Here is a 17,120-nt window from a genome sequence, read left to right as displayed (position 1 = left end):
CTAAACTTCCGCTTCCGTTCTTTCGCCAATTTGCTGGCGCCACATGGCGTAATACAAGCCTTTTAAATCCAGCAGTTCGGTGTGTTTGCCCGATTCGATGATGTGGCCTTTTTCCAAAACATAAATCCGGTCGGCATGTAAAATGGTGGACAAACGGTGCGCAATCAAAATCGTAATGTGGTTTTGCTGATCGGAAACATCGCGTATCGTTTTCGAGATTTCTTCTTCCGTAATCGAATCCAAAGAGGAAGTTGCTTCATCAAAAACCAGTAAATCCGGTTTCCGCAATAAAGCCCTGGCAATGGACAAACGCTGTTTTTCTCCGCCCGAAACTTTTACGCCGCCTTCGCCGATAACGGTGTCCAACCCATGTTCTGCACGGGCCAGTAAATTATAGCAGGCTGCTTTGCGCAATACGCCCATACATTCTTCATCCGTTGCATTGGGTTGTACAAACAGCAGGTTTTCGCGTATCGTTCCCGAAAAAAGCTGTGTATCCTGGGTTACAAAACCAATTTTCTCGCGCAATTGGTCTAAATCAATCTCAGAACTGCTGATGTTATTGTACAGTACTTTTCCGCTTAAAGGCTGGTACAAACCAACCAGCATTTTCACCAGCGTTGTTTTTCCGGAGCCGGAAGGGCCGACAAATGCAATCGTTTCGCCTTTCTCCGCACTAAAATTAATATCGGTAATGGCGTTTCGGTTGCCGGTTAAATGCCGAAAACTTACCTGCTCAAAAGTTAAGGTGTTGATTTTTGGCAGATGAACGGGATTGGCAGGTTTTACATCAATATCTGTGTTGAGGATTTGCTTGAAGTTGCCCAAAGAAACTTCGGCCTCGCGCCAGGAAAGGATGACGTTGCCCAGTTCCTGCAAAGGGTTGAACAGGAAAAAGGAATAGAACAGAAAAGACAAATATTGCCCGGGCGAAATGGTTTTTTCGAAAATCAAAATCAATAAAACCACAACCATGGTACTGCGGACAAAATTTACAGTTGTTCCTTGCGCAAAGCTCATACTGCGCACATATTTTACTTTTTTCAGTTCTAAATCAAGAATCCGATAAGTGGTTTTATTAAGCCGTTTAATTTCTTGCCCGGCCAAACCTAAGCTTTTAATCAGTTCAATATTTCTTAAAGATTCGGTTGTAGAACCAGCCAGTGCAGTAGTTTGCTTTACAATTTTTGTTTGGATCGTTTTTATTTTGCGGCTTAAAACCATACTAACAAAAGTAATGACCGGGATAGCCGCAAAATAAACCAAGGTAACTTTATAGCTTACCGTTAACGAATAAAAGATAATCGCTATCATCCCAATCAGGCTCACAAATAAAACGCTGATAAAAGAAGTAATAAACTTTTCTGTATCCAGTCTTACTTTTTGTAAAATGCCTAAAGTTTCTCCGCTACGCTGGTCTTCAAAAACCTGATACGGTAATTTCAACGAATGTTCCAGCCCATCGGCATACATTTTTGCACCAACTTTTTGGGTGATGATGTTGGTGTAATAATCCTGGAAGTTTTTGGCAATGCGGGACACCATTGCCGCCCCCACAGCCAAACCGATTAAACCAAGTACACCGAAAATAAACTGATGGCGGGACAATACATGAGCTTTGTTAATGTAGTTATCAAAAACACGTCCGGTTATGTACGGGTCCAGCAAAGAAAACCCCTGGTTAATAGCGGCAAGCAGTAAAGCTATCAATACGTAAATGCGGTGGCTTTTTAAGTAACTGACTAATAATTTCATAAGTTTTTAAAAATACGAAGAGGGAACAACGCTTAGTCTATTCCCTCTTTTAAATTGGATTGATATGACAGTTGTTTAAACCGTCATGATGTCTTTTTCTTTTGTTTCGGCCAGTTGGTCAACTTTGATAATGTAGCTGTCGGTCAGTTTTTGCACTTCGCCTTCGCCTACTTTAATGTCATCTTCCGAAACGCCTTCTGTTTTTAATTTTTTGATCTTTTCGTTGGCGTCTTTGCGCAGGTTGCGGATGGTAACTTTGCCGCCTTCTGCTTCGGCTTTCACGCGTTTTACCAAATCACGGCGGCGTTCTTCGGTTAACGGCGGAACGTTAATGCGGATAATCTGTCCGTCGTTCTGTGGGTTTAGGCTGAGGTTAGATTCGATGATTGCTTTTTCAATCGGCCCTAACATGGTTTTTTCCCAAGGTTGGATCACTAAAGTACGTGCATCAGGAGAATTTACGGTACCAACCTGGCTTAAAGGTGTAGCAGTTCCGTAATAATCCACATAAACGCCTTCCAACATCGCTGGCGAAGCTTTTCCTGCCCTAACCTTCGTTAATTCGCTATCTAAAAACTCAATGGCTTTGTCCATATGAGTTTTGGTGTCTTTTAACTGTTTCTTAATGAGTTCGCTCATTGCTTAATTTAGTTTTTGCAAAAGTAAAAATACTGGTCAAAAAAGATTAATGCTGATGCTGTTTTTATGCCCCTAAAATTAGTGTACCAAAGTTCCGATGGCTTCACCTTCCGCAATTTTACGGAAGTTGCCTGCTTTGTTCATATCAAAAACAATGATGGGCAGCTTGTTTTCCTGGCACAAAGTAATGGCCGTCATGTCCATCACGTTTAAACCTTTATCGTAAACCTCCTGAAAAGAAATTTGATCGTAACGTACGGCGTTCGGGTCTTTTTCCGGATCGGCAGAATAAATGCCATCAACACGCGTACCTTTCAAAACTACATCTGCTTTAATTTCAATAGCACGTAAAGAGGCGGCCGTATCAGTTGTGAAATAAGGGTTTCCGGTCCCGGCACCAAAAATCACTACGCGGCCAGTTTCCAAATGCGTCATCGCTCGGCGGCGGATGTAAGGTTCGCAAATCTGTTCCATTTTAATGGCCGATTGCAAACGGGTTTCTATCCCGATCCCTTCCAATGCACTTTGCAACGCCATACAATTGATAACCGTGGCCAACATGCCCATATAGTCGGCTTGTGCACGTTCCATGCCTGATTTTTCGGCACTCAACCCGCGGAAAATATTTCCTCCGCCCACCACAACCGCTATTTCAATGCCCGAATGAAACACACTTTTGATATCCTCTGCATACTGTAAAACACGTTTGTTGTCAATGCCGTACTGCCGGTCGCCCATCAGGGATTCGCCGCTTAGTTTCAGGAGGATTCTTTTGTATTTCATAATGGATCAAATAATTAATTAGGATTTAGGTTAAGGATTTGCTAAAATTTGCCCGTTAAAAACAGTATGCACCTGTTCGAGATCAGCATTAAATATGATGAAATCCGCACGGCAGCCTTTTTTAACCTGGCCTTTTGTTTCGTCTTTTAATAGTTGTGCCGGATAAAGCGATGCCATGTTGATTGCTTCTGCCAATGAAATATCAGCATATTCAACGCAATTCTGAACGCCTTTCAGCATCGTTAACGCCGAACCAGACAAAGTTCCGTCCGGCATTATAAAATGGTTTTGGTTAAATTGATGCTGATAAATACCTTCTTTGGTTTCTGTAACAGCATCGGTAATGAGGAAAAGCTTCTCGCCCAGTTCGCGTTTGGCCAAACGGATCATGGGGAAATCAACATGAATCCCATCAGGAACAATGCTGGTAAAAGGTTTTTGCTCAAAAATAGCGGGAATAAAACCCGGATCTCGATGGTGCATTTGCGGCATGGCATTGTATAAATGCGTAACTGCTTTTACGGGAGATTTTAAAAAACGGTTTGCCTGGCTAAAAGAAGCATTGCTGTGGCCGGCAGAAAGGATAATGTTTTGCTGCGCCAGAAAATCCAACACTTCCTCGTCCTGTAATTCGGGCGCAATCGTCATCATTTTAATTTCACCTTCGGCAAGGTGAAACCAATGTTTTAATTCGGCTACCGAGGCTTTTTGGATGAGTTCTTCCGGGTGTGCACCTTTTCGTTTTGGGTTGAGGAACGGCCCTTCTAGATGCAAACCCAAAAAATTGCCGATACTGTTTTTACGGTATGTTTTTGCGGCTTCAATTCCCTGCTCCACAATAGCGGTTGTGTTCGTAGCAATGGTGGCAAAAAAACCGGTTGTACCTTGCTGCAGCAAATCGTTTTCCATTTGCTGTAAAGCAGCTTCGCTTGGGTTTCCACCGAACAACTTTCCGCCACTACCGTAAATTTGCAAGTCAATTAAACCTGAGGCAAGGTAAGCGCCTTGCAGATCAATACTGTTTTTATCGGTATAAAATTGGTCTTGGCCGATCACGTCCGAAACAAAACCATTTTCAACCAAAACTACTTTGCCTTCGGAAATTGTTCCGTTGGTTACCAGTTTTAAGTTATAAAAGGAGGTGATCATTTTTTAACCGATAAAAAAAGCACAAAAAAAATCCCCGCTGGCTGGCGGGGATTTGAAATATTTTACGAGCCTAAAGCAACTCTTTTAAAAGCAGTTACCGTTAGCCCTTTATCAACCGTGTTTAAAAACTGCGAAACAGTTTTGGAAGAATCTTTTACAAACTCCTGGTTTAGCAAAGTGGAATCTTTGTAAAACTTGTTCAGTTTTCCCTGAGAAATTTTTTCTACCATTTCTTCAGGTTTTCCTTCGGCACGAATTTGCTCTTTTGCAATTTCCAGTTCGCGTTGAATCGTAGAAGCGTCCACATCACCTTTATCAATAGCAACCGGATTCATGGCTGCAATTTGCATGGCAACGTCTTTTCCGGCTTCGTCAACACCTTCTGCAACATGGTTTAAAGCAACCAAAACGCCCAAACGGTAATTTCCATGGATGTAAGGTACTACACGTGCGCCTTCCAAAACTTCGTATTTAGAAATGCTAATGCGCTCGCCAATTTTACCGGTTTGGTCTAAAATCGCATCGGCAATGGTTAAACGGTCGTTATCCACATCAACACCTAAAGCTACCAGTTCGTCAATGCTTCTTGGTTTTTCATCAACTGCACGGTTGGCAATGTCATTGGCAAAAGCGATAAAAGCAGCGTTTTTAGCCACGAAATCGGTTTCGCAGTTTACTTCGATCAAAACGCCGCGTGTGTTATCATTATTGGTACGCGCGATAACCACACCTTCGTTTGATTCGCGGTCCTGGCGGCTTGCAGCAACTTTAGCGCCTTTTTTTCTTAAAAAATCGATAGCTGCTTCAAAATCACCATTGGTTTCAGTCAGTGCTTTTTTACAATCCATCATTCCGGCTCCGGTTTGTTGGCGTAATTTGTTTACATCTGACGCAGAAATTTGTACTGTTGACATATCTTTTTTATTTAATAAGGTTGAGGGATTAAAGCTTTCCACTGCTTAAAACCTCAACCTAAAAACTGTATAATTCGTTGTTAAGAACCGTGCCCTTCGCTGCCTGTATGATCAACAGCAGTTGCAGGCGCTTCAGTTTCGGCAGCAACCCTTCTGCGGCGTGTGCCTTCGGCAACTGCTGCATCTGGTTGCGGCTGGTCGGCTTTTGCTTTTGCGGCAGCCGCTTCTTTTTCAGCTTCGTCTTCTTTATCGCGTTTGCGCTCTTCTAAACCTTCTTCAATCGCTTTGGTCATAATGCCGCAGATTAAAGAAATGGATTTAGTTGCATCATCATTTGCCGGGATCGGGAAATCAATGTTTGATGGATCTGAATTGGTATCCACCATTGCAAACGTTGGGATGTTTAATTTTAATGCCTCAGAAACAGCAATGTGTTCTTTCTTCACATCCACTAAAAATAAAGCGGCCGGCAAACGGTTCAAATCAGCAATACCACCTAAAAGTGATTCTAATTTGATACGTTCACGCTGAATCATCAATCTTTCTTTTTTAGAAAGAATGCTGTATGTGCCGTCTTTCGTCATCTTATCAATGTTAGACATCTTTTTGATTGACTTACGAACGGTTGCAAAATTGGTTAACATACCGCCCAACCAACGCTCGGTTACGAAAGGCATGTTTACAGATTTTGCAAAATCGGCAACTAAATCTTTTCCCTGCTTTTTGGTAGCAACAAATAGCACTTTACGGCCAGATTTTACAATTTGTTTAATGGCTGCAGCAGCTTCATCAACTTTGCTTAAAGTTTTATTTAAATCAATAATATGGATACCATTGCGCTCCATAAAAATATATTGCGCCATTTTTGGATCCCATTTGCGGGTAAGGTGACCAAAGTGTACACCTGAATCCAGTAATTCCTGATATGTTGTTCTTTCCATTGTTTGTGTCCTCCTAAAAAATTAACGTTTACTGAATTGGAATTTACGACGTGCTTTTTTACGGCCTGGTTTTTTACGCTCTACCATACGAGGGTCACGCGTCATTAAGCCTTTTGCGCTTAACGCAGGTTTCTTTTCAGCATCCAATTCAACAATTGCTTTGGCAATAGCCAAACGCACGGCACCAGCCTGTCCGTTTACGCCGCCGCCTGCTACGTTAACTTTCACATCAAATTTTCCGGCAGAACCAGAAACTTCTAATGATTGGGTAACCATGTATTGCAATGGTAATGTTGGGAAATACTCTTTGTAATCTTTGCCATTAACGATGATGGCACCGTTGCCTTCTTGCAAATAAATGCGGGCAACTGCAGTTTTTCTCCTGCCGGATGTGTTGGTAACTGACATTCTTTTTCTCCTTTAAAAATTAAAGTGTAATGGCTTTAGGGGTTTGTGCTTCGTGCGGATGCTCAGCTCCTGCATAAACATGCAGGTTGCCAAATAAGGCTTTGCCCAAACGTGTTTTAGGTAACATCCCGCGCACAGCTTTTTCTACCACGCGTGTTGGGTGTTTTGCCATTAACTCCTTAGGAGAAATGAATCTCTGGCCGCCCGGATAACCGGTGTAAGAAACATATTCTTTTTCGCTGAATTTGTTTCCGGTCAGTTTTACCTTGTCTGCATTGATAACAATTACATTATCTCCACAGTCTACGTTTGGGGTGAATCCTGGCTTGTGTTTTCCCCTGATGATCATCGCGATCTTAGAAGACAAGCGCCCCAAAATCTCGCCTTGCGCATCAACAACAACCCACTCTTTGCTGACGGTTTTTTTATTGGCAGAGACAGTTTTGTAACTTAACGTATTCACTTGCTTTGTATTAAATTAATTAAACTTTTACTTTTCCCCGTATTTTTCGGGACTGCAAAGATACTTGAAAATGTTTTATTACAAAGGGTTAGCCGTAAATTTTTTGGTGGTAAAAGAAGTATGGGCATTTGAAGGAAAAAGGAAATTTCCTATTGATTTTTATAGCCGATCAAATACTTTAAAGAATAAATTTCGTCAATTTCTAAAAATGATAAATATTCATCGTCAATAATTTCGAAATCTTCTCTTTCCCGGGCATTGAGTGCGGCAGTATCAGGAAATTCATCTAAAGGGATTTGTATGGAACGTTTGTTGGAAAGATCAAGAATTATCGTATTCTCGTTGATAAAACTAACGTTGGTGATCATGATTAAACTAATTGATTATTAGCTCCTTTTAAATCATATTCCTTAATTAAAGCTTCTACGGGAATGCGCAATAATTCGCTAAACTTCCGAATCATCGTAAGTGAAAGCGTTTGTTTATAATTTAAAACTTTACTTACTGTTCCTTTATCTCCGTATTCTTTTGCTAAGTCGGCAGATTTGTATCCAAAATCTTCCATTCTGATTTTAATCATTTCTACAGGATCTACTTCTGGTAAATCCCATTGTTCTTTTTCATATTCAGAAATAAGGTGCACTAACAAAAGGTTTTCTTTATGGTCATCAGAACCTTTAGGCGCACGCTTGATTTCTTCATATCTGGCAGTTGCTATTTCGTAGTCCTGCTCAGATTCTAATAAAAACCATTGTGGTTTTGTATTCATTTTTTTACAGTGCAATTAATTCAAAAATTTCAATTCCTACTTCGTGCGATTTCAGGAGCAAAGTATTACAACTTGATAATTATTCAAGTTCACATTTTGGTTTTACTTAAATTATTTCTAAGTTGATACTATCGTAGTCATCGTGAGTTCCTATGAATCTTATCTCTACAATTTCATCAACATAGTTTAATTCTACAACTAATCTATACTTGTTTCCTACTATTTTAAATCTCGCTCTATTACCTTTTATAATTTTAGCATTAGGGAAGCTTTCAAGTATATCTATACTTTGTTTCCAAATAGCTTTTTCTGTTATTGTTTTCCAAGCAGCTAAACTCTTACCTGAATCTGCGTGTTTACGAGAGAAGTCTTGTAACCTTTTTAAATAAATAATTCTCATAGGGCGAAATACTTGTTTTGAATTTTTTAATCTTTTCCATTTTTTGTTAGCTTTTAGTTTGGTTGTTTTTTTACTATCCAAATAAAGATTTTTCTCTTTTCGATAGTAGGTCATGCAAATATGCAAATAGTTGGTTAATTGCCAACTATTTTTAAAATTAATTCAACTATTTTTATTAATATAAAACCGCGTAACATAAATACTTCTTTTACCACCTAAAAATCAAACTCCTATCTTTGCCATCTTTAATAACAAATAAAAACATGCACGCTTCCAACCTTGCGCACAACCTTCACGGTTCTGAGATCATCAAAATTGCTGCTGAAATCAACGAACTGAAAAGGAAAGGCGAGCAAATTGCCAACCTGACCATCGGCGATTTTGATTCTTCCATTTTTCCGATTCCGGAGGAACTGAAAAATTTAATTATTAAAGCTTACGAAGCGCATCAAACCAATTACCCGCCGGCTGACGGCGTTTTAGAACTGCGCGAAAGTGTATCGAAGTTTTTAAAAGAAAGCTTCAATTTGGATTATGGCACCAATGAAATTATCATTTCCGGCGGTTCTCGTCCGCTGATTTATGCCATTTATTTAGCGTTGGTTAACGAAGGCGAAAAAGTAGTTTTCCCGTCGCCTTCCTGGAACAATAACCATTATTGCGATTTGTTGCGTACCGAAGCGGTCATTGTTCCAACACAACCAGAGAATAATTTTATGCCAACAGCGGTAGATTTACGTCCGCATCTAAAAGGCGCAGCGCTGCTTTCTTTATGTTCTCCGCTCAATCCAACCGGAACGATGTTCTTGAAAGAAGATTTGGAAGCGATTTGCGATTTGGTGATCGAAGAAAACCAAACCAGGAGCAAAAGCGAAAAGCCCTTGTATATTTTGTACGATCAGATTTATTCGCAGTTAACTTTTGGCGAGCACGAACATTTTAACCCGGTTTCTTTACGTCCGGAGTTGCGCGATTACGTGGTTTTTGTGGATGGCGGTTCCAAGTGTTTTGCAGCAACCGGCGTTCGCGTTGGTTGGGGTTTTGGTCCGGCGGCCATCATCAATTACATGAAAGCGATTATCGGACACATGGGCGCATGGTCGCCAAAGCCGGAGCAGGTTGCGATGTCGCAATTTTTGCAGGAAGACGAAGCGGTTGCAACTTATCTTACTGCTTTCCGGCAAAAAATCCAGAAAAGTTTAGATACATTATATCGAGGGTTTCTCAGCTTAAAAGAAAAAGGTTTTGCGGTTGATGCGATTGAACCGATGGGCGCCATTTACTTAACCTTAAAAGTAGATTACGCCGGAAAAACCACGCCGGAAGGAAAACTTTTACAAACTTCAACCGATATTAATTTTTACCTGATAAAAGAAGCACAGGTTGCGTTGGTTCCGTTTTCTGCCTTTGGCGCAGATGATAAAACCAATTGGTTTCGCGCTTCGCTTGGTGCGAGTACGGTGGAAGAAATCGAAGGAATGTTGCCGCGGATTGAAGCGGCTTTGTTAAAGTTAAAATAAGTTGTATGTTTCAGCTTGCCGTTCTGTCATCTCGACGATAAGAGAGATCCTTTTTCAACAAACAACCAACTTTGAAGAAAATTTCTCCCTTCTGTCGAAATGACAAAACACTAATTTTACCTCGATAAAAGAAGCATTGCCATCATCGAATAACCCGGAACCTCGTACCTCGCTTCTCTTCTCACGCCGCCTTACTAATATACTTCACCAAACTCCTTTTGGCAACGGGCAGCAAAGTTTGTTCTAATGGAAAATTAATATCACAAGCCACCTGGTAAACGGCTGGGTTAGGCAATTGCTTCCGGCTGTTGATCAAATCAATCTTGATGGATTCCGGCGTATGCACAAAACTCAGGCTGTAATTGGCAATATACGTGGTGTTGATGCCGCGGTATTTGTCGTCTTTTCCTTCAAAAACACTGATGCTGTATTCGTAAACGTGCAAGCCTTTTTCATCACCATTGCGGATAAACAAATAACCAAAATCGGGGATTAACGGAATCACGCCAACCGAATCAATCAGCAAACGTGTCTCTACAAAATCATAAATTTCTTTGCCTTGCTGCAAAGCCGGGTTCATTTTTTCCAACGAAAAAGTGATGATCTGCTCAATTTCCTGCATCACGTAATCGTCTTTCACCATCTTTTCATACGTTAATTTTAACGCATCAAAATCGGCTTTGGTTAACCGCTGCGGAAAATTTTGCTGCATCAAAACCTTATTATTTTTAAAGTGCAGCAGGTTGTTGTAATGAAAGATCAAATCGCCCAAATCCGGATACAATTGACTGCTGCGGAAATGCTTGTTGATATGCTGCAAATAAGCCAGCAAAACGTACTTTTTGTGCTCAAAATCAATCGAGCCTTCAATAAACCAGTTGATGCCTAACGCCTTCATTTATTGCTCCTTTTAAAATTAAATTTAGATAAAAAATCACACTTTTGTAGCGATGCAAAAAGGAAACCTGTTTTTAATTCCTGTACCGCTGGCCGATGAAGCCGGTGCAAAATCTTTTACGCCTTTTTTGAAGGAAAAGATCAACCACATCAACGAATATATTGTTGAAAACGAAAAAACGGCGCGGAAATTTTTGAAAGAAGCCGGATTGAAAACGCCGCAAGCCGACTTAACCATGCACGATTACGGCAAACACCAGCGGGGCGGCAGCTTGTCGTATTTTTTTGGCGGATTGGAAGCCGGAAAAGATGTAGGTTTGATGAGCGAAGCGGGTTGCCCCGGCGTCGCCGATCCGGGCGCGGATATTGTTGCCGAAGCACATCGCCGAAACATAAAAGTAGTTCCGCTGGTTGGACCGAGTTCTATTTTACTTGCTTTGATGGCTTCGGGTTTTGATGGCCAACGCTTTACTTTTCACGGTTATTTGCCGATTGACAAAGCCGAACGTTCGCGTAAAATCAAGGAGTTGGAAGGTTTTTCCGAACGTTACCAGCAAACGCAGATTTTTATCGAAACTCCTTACCGCAACAACCAGTTGCTGGAAGAAGTGTTAAAAAGCGCACATCCGAAAACGCTGTTGTGCATCGCTTGCAATTTAACCGCCGCCGATGAAATGATTGCTACCAAAGACATTGCCGAGTGGCGGAAGCAAACCTTGGATTTGCATAAAAAGCCAACAATTTTTTTGCTGCAACGGTTATAGATTTTATGCCGATAAAAGAAGCACCAGCGGAAATTTCATAACCTTCAACTATTTCCGGGTTTTTTCGTTCCTGAAAAATGATTCCTGCCGACGGTCATTATCCTGTTTTAATTGTAGGTGCCGGGCCTTCCGGTTTGATGATGGCCGCGCAATTGCTGCGTTACGGCGTTCAGCCGATAATTATTGATGTAAAAAAAGGGCTGACAGATCAATCCCGTGCATTGGCTGTTCAGGCGCGATCAATGGAAATTTACCGGCAAATGGGTTTGGCCGATCGTGCTTTGCAGGAAGGAATCCAGGCAGAAACAGTTTCCATCCAAAACGATCACAGAGAACTCATCAAACTTTCGCTCCAAAACCTGGGAAAAAATACCACGCCTTTTCCGTTCGTCCACCTGCTCGAACAAAGTAAAAACGAGCGTTTGCTGCTCGGTTTCCTCACGCAAAATTGTTGTCCGGTTTATTGGAATACCAGTTTATCCGATTTTTTGCAGGAGGAAAACCGCATCACGGCGCACTTAAAAAGTGATGATAAAAGAAGTACGATCACGGCCGATTGGCTGATTGGTGCAGATGGTGCGCATAGTTTCGTTCGGAAAAAACTGCAGGTTGATTTTAAAGGCGATGCTTACACCAACAAGTTTTACCTGGCAGACATCGAACTGAACCACTGTTTTGAGGAAAAGCAGGTTACTTTAAAAATGGGCGATACTGCTTTTACCGGCTTTTTTCCGATGAAAGGCGTTAACCGTTTTCGCGTGGTGGCAACTTTGCCTAAGCAGTTTGCAGATCGTGAAGAAGTTGGTTTTGAGGAGATTAAATCAGATTTAAGCAGATCATTACCCGAAAATGTGGCGATTGAAAAATGCCACGCTTTTTCGATTTATAAACTGCACCATCGCATGGCTTCAAAATTTAGCGATAAAAAAAGTTTTTTAATTGGCGATGCTGCGCATATCCATTCGCCGGTTGGTGGCCAAGGTATGAACACCGGTTTGCAGGATGCGTACAATTTGGCTTGGAAACTGGCCGGAGTAATCAACCAAAATCTGCAACCAGCAATTTTAGAAAGCTATGCCGAAGAACGGATGCCGGTTGCGCGGCGATTACTGCAAACCACGGATCGTTTTTTCAACCTCATCAATTCTCAAAATGTGTTAAATCGGTTTCTAAGGAATCAAATCCTGCCAAAACTGGTTCACTTTTTTTGGAAGCAGGAAAAGTTCCAGGCGTTTGGTTTTGAAACGATTTCGCAAACCGGAATTAATTATCGTGACAGCAAAATCAACTTAAATTTTAGTAAAGCTGAAACCATAAAAGCAGGCGACCGGCTGCCTTTTATCCAAATTTTCGACGAAAAGAAAAAGCAGCAAACCGATTTGCACGCCTGGTGCGCTAAGCCTGGTTTCACTTTTATCGCTTTGGGAAAGTTAAAGGAAAACGATTTGTTTAACCTGGCGCGATGGATTACGCAGCATTATCCGCAGCAATTGAACTTTTTTTACCTGCCTTTTTCTGCAAAAAATAAAGCCGTTTTTGATTGTTTTGAGTTGAAAGAAGATCAGCATAAAGCTATTATCGTTCGGCCAGATATGTACATTGGTTATTTAAACGATACGATTCATGTGGATTTGATTGACCAATATTTGGAGCAGGTTGCGGGCTGCATCAAGGCACCAAAAAAACAGGTGTAAAAGAAGCATGGGCTAACCGTGAATCGTTTCGCTTTTGCCGTAATTCTGAACCACCTGCGCTTCGTATTCCAAAAAGGTTTTCCAGCGCTTGTCCACATCAATTGTTGAAGCATATTTTTTGGCCAAACGGATAAACATCGAATAATGGCCAGCCTCGCTCACCATTAATTCGTGGTAAAAAGCAGAAAGTTCGGTATCGTGGATATGTTCCGACATCACCTTAAAACGTTCGCAGCTTCGTGCTTCAATCATCGCCGAAAACAGTAAACGATCAATTAATTGTGCTTCCCGTCCGCCGCCTTTGATGATAAATTTAGCCAGTTCGTTTACGTAATTGTCTTTCCGTTCCCGGCCCAAAATAAAACCGCGCTGTAAAATGATGTCGTGCACGCGTTTAAAATGGTCTAATTCTTCTTGGGCCAATTGCACCATTTCCTGCACCAATTCAGAAAGGTTTGGGTTTTGAACGATCAGCGTAATGGCATTGCTGGCGGCTTTTTGTTCGCAAAAAGCATGATCGGTCAAAATTTCTTCGATGTTGCTTTGCACCACATTGGTAACCCATTGCGGGTCAGTTGGTAGTTGCAGTTTCAGGATGGTTTTCTCGCTCACGAAGCAAAGGTAATAATTAGGGAATGGTTTGTAGTTGATGGTTCATGGTGCAGCTACCATAACCTATGAACCATGAACTTTTTGCCAATTTATTCCTCGTCTTTTAAAGCTGGATTATTAGATAAAAGTCGGGAATGATGACGAATGGTGAGGATTTCAAATAAATCTTCAGTTTTATAACGATAGATTATAGTGTAATTTTTAAAGATCAATCTTCGGGCCTCGATGTTTTTATAATTGAAAGGGGCGCCAGAATTTGGAAAACTATAAAGCTGATCGATTGCTTCGATTATTAACTGCTTTTCAATTTTCGCATACTTAACAGAATTTTTAGCGATATACTGATAAATGTCATTCAAATCCGCTTTCGCGGTAGGAAGTATTTCGATATTTACAGCCCGTCCTCTTTTAGCCATTCTTTTTTAAATTTTTCCCAATCCTGGCCTAAACCCTGGTTTGATTCTTCTAATGCCTGCTCAATTTTAGCAGTTAGTTTTATCTGATCAACCACTTCATCAACATCAATTTCCTCCGGCATTCGGGTAAGTAAATGAAGTATTTTTTCTTTTGCGATAACCATAAATTCTTCTTTTTATAAAGATAACAAAATTAAGGATTGCTTTTAGTTGATTGTTTATACTTCATAGTGCAGCTACCATAATCTATAAACCATCACCTATTAACTTTCACCTGTACAAATTTTTACTCTCAATAAATTCCAGCACCTTATCCGGCAAAAAATACTGCACGTTCTTTTTTTGGGTGATGGATTTTCGGATAAAAGTGGAGGAAATTTCAATTAGCGGCGTATCGGTTACCGTTACCGAAAAATGGTTGCTAAAAACAGTATGCTCAAATCCTGGCCGAGGATAAACATAGATCTGGTAATCGCGCAGCAAAATTTCGTAGTTCTTCCACTTTTGCAGCGAGTTTAAATTATCAGAACCCATAATCAACGCAAATTGATGTTGCGGGAATTTTTCCTGTAGATGAATTAATGTATCAATGGTATAAGACGGGCGCGGCAGTTTCAGTTCAATATCGCTTACTTCAATTTTATCGGAATTTTCGGTCGCCAGTTTCGCCATTTCCAAACGGTCATAAGTATTGATCAGGTCGCTTGCTTTTTTAAGCGGATTGTGCGGCGAAACTACCAACCACACTTTTTCCAGATCGGTATGGTTGGCCATGTAGCTGGCAATAATTAAATGCCCGGTATGAATTGGGTTAAAAGAGCCAAAAAACAAACCAATCTTCATGCTTCTTTTATCGGATAAAAATTGTTATTGGCCAATAAAACCGGAAACCAAATCCTCGGCTTCCTGGCAGGCCGTTTCCAAATCGTAGTTTTTCAGGATCAGATCAAATTGCGGCGCGTAGTCCAGTTCTTTTTCGGCTTTAGCATAACGCTCCAGCAGTTTTTCTTCGCTGTCCGTCCCGCGGCCGCTTAAACGTTCAATCAAAACTTCCAAGGATGGCGGCTGCACAAAAATAGCCAGTGCTTGTCCATCATATTTTCGCTTCAAATGCAAACCGCCAACCACATCAATATCAAAAATAACGTGTTTGCCTTGGTTCCAAATGCGTTCAATTTCTTTGCGCAACGTGCCGTAAAAAGTGCCTGAGTAAACTTCTTCAAACTCTACAAATTCTTTTTGCGCAATGCGGTGCAAAAACTCGGTCTGCGAGATAAAGTAGTAATCTTTTCCGTGCTGTTCGTCGCCGCGCGGCTTTCGTGTTGTGGCCGAAATGGAAAACTCCAGGTCATCAAACTTGCTTAATAAATGATGCACAATGGTGGTTTTGCCTGCCCCAGAAGGCGCAGAAAATATGATGAGTTTACCGTTTTGGTTCATAGGTTTTGGTTGATGGGTAATGGTTTATAGATAATAGTTCATGGGAGCTTCCATGAACTATTATCTATAAACCATCAGCTAAAGCACATTCAGCAATTGTTCCTTTATTTTTTCCAGTTCTTCTTTCATGCCCACAACCAATTTTTGTATGATCGCATTGTTCGCTTTAGAACCCAACGTGTTTACCTCGCGGCCAATTTCCTGCGCAATAAAACCTAATTTTTTACCGTTGGCATCGGCACTTTTCAACGTTTCCAGGAAGTAATCGCAATGTGTTTTCAGCCTGATTTTCTCTTCCGTAATGTCTAGCTTATCAATATAATAAATCAATTCCTGCTCAAAACGGTTTTGATCAATGTTTTCCCGGCCAATAGCTTCGGCCAAAAAATTATTCAAACGTTCTTTGATGGTAACAATCCTTGCAGGTTCCTCAATTGCTACTTTTGATAAGTTTTCAAGGATGTTGTTGATGCGCAGTTTCAAATCGTTTTCCAGCATGTTGCCTTCGTCTGACCTAAATTGCTGGAAAGCTTCTACCGCTTTGTTAAAAACCTGTTTTACGGTTTTCCACTCGTCTTCCGAAGCTTTTTCTTCCGTGTATTTCACCACATCGGGCAAACCAACGGCTAATTGCAGCAGGTTGGACGCCGGTTCATTTACCTTGCTGCTTACTTCTTTTAACTGTTGTAAATAATGCTGAAGCAAAACCACATCTATACTTGCGGCGGTATTTTTTACTTCATTTTGTTCGATTGTAAAGCTGAGGTTTACTTTGCCACGGTCAATCAAACGGCTGCATTCGTTGCGCAATTCAAATTCTTTTTCGGCAAAAGTGCGTGGCAATTTAATAGACAGTTCGAGGAATTTACTGTTGAGGGATTTAAGTTCGACTGTATATTTTACGTTTCCCAAATCCTGGCTACTGATGCCAAAACCGGTCATGGATTTAATCATCTGCAAAGATAAAAATTTATCAGTACGGCTAAAGTTTTAAGCTGCTTGCACTTGTAAAGTTGCCGATACTGTTTTTACCGGCTAAAAATCGGTGTTAACATACTTTAACAGCTGCGCGTTTGCTTTTTCGTATTTTTGCCGAGATGTTTAAATGGATTTCTTCTGCGCTAAAGTTTTTGCTGATTTTGGGTTGCATCAGCCAAAGTACTGCTGTTTTTGCCCAGCAGGAGTTTGTGCTGAAAGGTGTTTTGTTCCAAAAGCAAAACGCACAACGGGTTTCTGACGCATTGATATTTAACTTAAAAAAGAAGATAACGGTTGCCAGTAACGATTTGGGCGCTTTCAATATCAAAGTAAGTATTGGCGATACATTGAAAGTTTTCAAAAAAGATTTTACCGAATATATTTTTACGGTTGCAGATGAAAAAGACGTGCTGCTGCAACTTTCGCCCGTTATTCAATTGAGCGAAGTGCGTGTTGTTGGCCAAACTAAAAAACAGGAACTGGAAGAAGCGTTGCGGCAATACCGCGGCCAGGGAAGTATTTACAACGGCAAGCCGCCTGCACTTTCCATGGTTACAAATCCGCTAACAGGCTTGTAC

21 protein-coding genes are annotated in these 17,120 nt (G+C 41.0%); 3 read left to right on the top strand and 18 right to left on the bottom strand.

Features of this window, described 5'->3' with window-relative positions; all coding sequences use genetic code 11:
- The 11 genes from Q0192_RS06805 to Q0192_RS06755 all read right to left on the bottom strand — a co-directional run bounded on the left by Q0192_RS06805 (position 1) and on the right by Q0192_RS06755 (position 8,302).
- The gene (locus tag Q0192_RS06805; protein ID WP_299288027.1) at positions 1–1,755 is read right to left on the bottom strand and encodes an ABC transporter ATP-binding protein; all 1,755 of its coding nucleotides are present in this window, start codon (positions 1,753–1,755) and stop codon (positions 1–3) included.
- A 75-nt stretch (positions 1,756–1,830) separates the two neighbouring features.
- Positions 1,831–2,394 carry a ribosome recycling factor gene (gene frr / locus Q0192_RS06800; protein WP_299288024.1) on the bottom strand — a complete coding sequence of 188 codons (564 nt, stop codon included), beginning with the start codon at positions 2,392–2,394 and terminating at the stop codon, positions 1,831–1,833.
- Between the two features lie 78 nt (positions 2,395–2,472).
- Complete coding sequence (pyrH, locus tag Q0192_RS06795) at positions 2,473–3,177, bottom strand: UMP kinase (protein WP_299288021.1); 705 nt, start codon at positions 3,175–3,177, stop codon at positions 2,473–2,475.
- A 30-nt stretch (positions 3,178–3,207) separates the two neighbouring features.
- On the bottom strand, positions 3,208–4,326 hold the full coding sequence (gene nagA, locus Q0192_RS06790) for an N-acetylglucosamine-6-phosphate deacetylase (protein ID WP_299288019.1): 1,119 nt from the start codon (positions 4,324–4,326) through the stop codon (positions 3,208–3,210).
- Between the two features lie 62 nt (positions 4,327–4,388).
- Positions 4,389–5,240, bottom strand: a complete 852-nt coding sequence (tsf, locus tag Q0192_RS06785; protein WP_299288016.1) for a translation elongation factor Ts — start codon at positions 5,238–5,240, stop codon at positions 4,389–4,391.
- Positions 5,241–5,320: 80 nt separating this feature from the next.
- On the bottom strand, positions 5,321–6,181 hold the full coding sequence (gene rpsB, locus Q0192_RS06780; protein ID WP_299288013.1) for a 30S ribosomal protein S2: 861 nt from the start codon (positions 6,179–6,181) through the stop codon (positions 5,321–5,323).
- Between the two features lie 21 nt (positions 6,182–6,202).
- Complete coding sequence (gene rpsI / locus Q0192_RS06775; protein ID WP_299288011.1) at positions 6,203–6,589, bottom strand: 30S ribosomal protein S9; 387 nt, start codon at positions 6,587–6,589, stop codon at positions 6,203–6,205.
- A gap of 19 nt (positions 6,590–6,608) precedes the next feature.
- On the bottom strand, positions 6,609–7,052 hold the full coding sequence (gene rplM / locus Q0192_RS06770; protein WP_299288009.1) for a 50S ribosomal protein L13: 444 nt from the start codon (positions 7,050–7,052) through the stop codon (positions 6,609–6,611).
- Between the two features lie 149 nt (positions 7,053–7,201).
- On the bottom strand, positions 7,202–7,420 hold the full coding sequence (locus Q0192_RS06765; protein WP_299288007.1) for a DUF2442 domain-containing protein: 219 nt from the start codon (positions 7,418–7,420) through the stop codon (positions 7,202–7,204).
- Positions 7,421–7,422: 2 nt separating this feature from the next.
- Entirely contained in the window at positions 7,423–7,821 is a 399-nt protein-coding gene (locus tag Q0192_RS06760; RefSeq protein WP_299288005.1) for an XRE family transcriptional regulator, read from the bottom strand.
- 106 nt (positions 7,822–7,927) lie between these two features.
- Positions 7,928–8,302, bottom strand: coding sequence for a type II toxin-antitoxin system HigB family toxin (locus Q0192_RS06755; RefSeq protein WP_299288002.1), 375 nt, complete (start codon positions 8,300–8,302; stop codon positions 7,928–7,930).
- Positions 8,303–8,484: 182 nt separating this feature from the next.
- Here Q0192_RS06755 and Q0192_RS06750 point away from each other — a divergent pair, with 182 nt between their 5' ends.
- Positions 8,485–9,741, top strand: coding sequence for an aminotransferase class I/II-fold pyridoxal phosphate-dependent enzyme (locus tag Q0192_RS06750; RefSeq protein ID WP_299287999.1), 1,257 nt, complete (start codon positions 8,485–8,487; stop codon positions 9,739–9,741).
- 181 nt (positions 9,742–9,922) lie between these two features.
- On the opposite strand, the gene Q0192_RS06745 is transcribed toward Q0192_RS06750, so the two are convergent.
- On the bottom strand, positions 9,923–10,639 hold the full coding sequence (locus Q0192_RS06745) for a hypothetical protein (protein ID WP_299287997.1): 717 nt from the start codon (positions 10,637–10,639) through the stop codon (positions 9,923–9,925).
- 52 nt (positions 10,640–10,691) lie between these two features.
- On the opposite strand from Q0192_RS06745, the gene Q0192_RS06740 reads away from it, so the two are divergent.
- Complete coding sequence (locus Q0192_RS06740; protein ID WP_299287994.1) at positions 10,692–11,402, top strand: SAM-dependent methyltransferase; 711 nt, start codon at positions 10,692–10,694, stop codon at positions 11,400–11,402.
- A 77-nt stretch (positions 11,403–11,479) separates the two neighbouring features.
- Positions 11,480–13,096 carry an FAD-dependent monooxygenase gene (locus Q0192_RS06735; RefSeq protein ID WP_299287991.1) on the top strand — a complete coding sequence of 539 codons (1,617 nt, stop codon included), beginning with the start codon at positions 11,480–11,482 and terminating at the stop codon, positions 13,094–13,096.
- A gap of 12 nt (positions 13,097–13,108) precedes the next feature.
- On the opposite strand, the gene Q0192_RS06730 is transcribed toward Q0192_RS06735, so the two are convergent.
- From Q0192_RS06730 to Q0192_RS06705, 6 genes are all read right to left on the bottom strand, one after another.
- A complete protein-coding gene (locus Q0192_RS06730; RefSeq protein WP_299287988.1) occupies positions 13,109–13,708 on the bottom strand; it encodes a tRNA-(ms[2]io[6]A)-hydroxylase in 600 nt (199 codons plus the stop codon).
- Positions 13,709–13,797: 89 nt separating this feature from the next.
- Complete coding sequence (locus Q0192_RS06725; RefSeq protein ID WP_299287986.1) at positions 13,798–14,124, bottom strand: type II toxin-antitoxin system RelE/ParE family toxin; 327 nt, start codon at positions 14,122–14,124, stop codon at positions 13,798–13,800.
- Positions 14,100–14,288, bottom strand: a complete 189-nt coding sequence (locus Q0192_RS06720; protein WP_299287983.1) for a hypothetical protein — start codon at positions 14,286–14,288, stop codon at positions 14,100–14,102. The genes Q0192_RS06725 and Q0192_RS06720 overlap by 25 nt, the downstream gene beginning before the upstream one ends.
- Positions 14,289–14,394: 106 nt before the next feature.
- Positions 14,395–14,967, bottom strand: coding sequence for a nicotinate (nicotinamide) nucleotide adenylyltransferase (gene nadD, locus Q0192_RS06715; RefSeq protein WP_299287980.1), 573 nt, complete (start codon positions 14,965–14,967; stop codon positions 14,395–14,397).
- A gap of 24 nt (positions 14,968–14,991) precedes the next feature.
- Positions 14,992–15,564: a guanylate kinase gene (gmk, locus tag Q0192_RS06710; RefSeq protein WP_299287977.1), complete on the bottom strand. Its 573-nt coding sequence runs from the start codon at positions 15,562–15,564 to the stop codon at positions 14,992–14,994.
- 78 nt (positions 15,565–15,642) lie between these two features.
- Positions 15,643–16,518, bottom strand: coding sequence for a YicC/YloC family endoribonuclease (locus Q0192_RS06705; protein WP_299288068.1), 876 nt, complete (start codon positions 16,516–16,518; stop codon positions 15,643–15,645).
- Between the last annotated feature and the right edge of the window lie 602 nt (positions 16,519–17,120).

Source organism: uncultured Mucilaginibacter sp. (assembly GCF_937859865.1).
Lineage (GTDB): Bacteria > Bacteroidota > Bacteroidia > Sphingobacteriales > Sphingobacteriaceae > Mucilaginibacter_A.
The sequence above is the reverse complement of the archived record's forward strand: the minus strand, read 5'-3'. Positions and strand labels throughout refer to the sequence as shown.

Excerpts from the sequence above, each read along its gene's own strand:
- Q0192_RS06805 (WP_299288027.1), bottom strand. The coding sequence starts at position 1,755 with ATGAAATTATTAGTCAGTTACTTAAAAAGCCACCGCATTTACGTATTG.
- frr (WP_299288024.1), bottom strand. The coding sequence starts at position 2,394 with ATGAGCGAACTCATTAAGAAACAGTTAAAAGACACCAAAACTCATATG.
- pyrH (WP_299288021.1), bottom strand. The coding sequence starts at position 3,177 with ATGAAATACAAAAGAATCCTCCTGAAACTAAGCGGCGAATCCCTGATG.
- nagA (WP_299288019.1), bottom strand. The coding sequence starts at position 4,326 with ATGATCACCTCCTTTTATAACTTAAAACTGGTAACCAACGGAACAATT.
- tsf (WP_299288016.1), bottom strand. The coding sequence starts at position 5,240 with ATGTCAACAGTACAAATTTCTGCGTCAGATGTAAACAAATTACGCCAA.
- rpsB (WP_299288013.1), bottom strand. The coding sequence starts at position 6,181 with ATGGAAAGAACAACATATCAGGAATTACTGGATTCAGGTGTACACTTT.
- rpsI (WP_299288011.1), bottom strand. The coding sequence starts at position 6,589 with ATGTCAGTTACCAACACATCCGGCAGGAGAAAAACTGCAGTTGCCCGC.
- Q0192_RS06765 (WP_299288007.1), bottom strand. The coding sequence starts at position 7,420 with ATGATCACCAACGTTAGTTTTATCAACGAGAATACGATAATTCTTGAT.
- Q0192_RS06760 (WP_299288005.1), bottom strand. The coding sequence starts at position 7,821 with ATGAATACAAAACCACAATGGTTTTTATTAGAATCTGAGCAGGACTAC.
- Q0192_RS06750 (WP_299287999.1), top strand. The coding sequence starts at position 8,485 with ATGCACGCTTCCAACCTTGCGCACAACCTTCACGGTTCTGAGATCATC.
- Q0192_RS06745 (WP_299287997.1), bottom strand. The coding sequence starts at position 10,639 with ATGAAGGCGTTAGGCATCAACTGGTTTATTGAAGGCTCGATTGATTTT.
- Q0192_RS06740 (WP_299287994.1), top strand. The coding sequence starts at position 10,692 with ATGCAAAAAGGAAACCTGTTTTTAATTCCTGTACCGCTGGCCGATGAA.
- Q0192_RS06735 (WP_299287991.1), top strand. The coding sequence starts at position 11,480 with ATGATTCCTGCCGACGGTCATTATCCTGTTTTAATTGTAGGTGCCGGG.
- Q0192_RS06725 (WP_299287986.1), bottom strand. The coding sequence starts at position 14,124 with ATGGCTAAAAGAGGACGGGCTGTAAATATCGAAATACTTCCTACCGCG.
- Q0192_RS06720 (WP_299287983.1), bottom strand. The coding sequence starts at position 14,288 with ATGGTTATCGCAAAAGAAAAAATACTTCATTTACTTACCCGAATGCCG.
- nadD (WP_299287980.1), bottom strand. The coding sequence starts at position 14,967 with ATGAAGATTGGTTTGTTTTTTGGCTCTTTTAACCCAATTCATACCGGG.
- gmk (WP_299287977.1), bottom strand. The coding sequence starts at position 15,564 with ATGAACCAAAACGGTAAACTCATCATATTTTCTGCGCCTTCTGGGGCA.
- Q0192_RS06705 (WP_299288068.1), bottom strand. The coding sequence starts at position 16,518 with ATGATTAAATCCATGACCGGTTTTGGCATCAGTAGCCAGGATTTGGGA.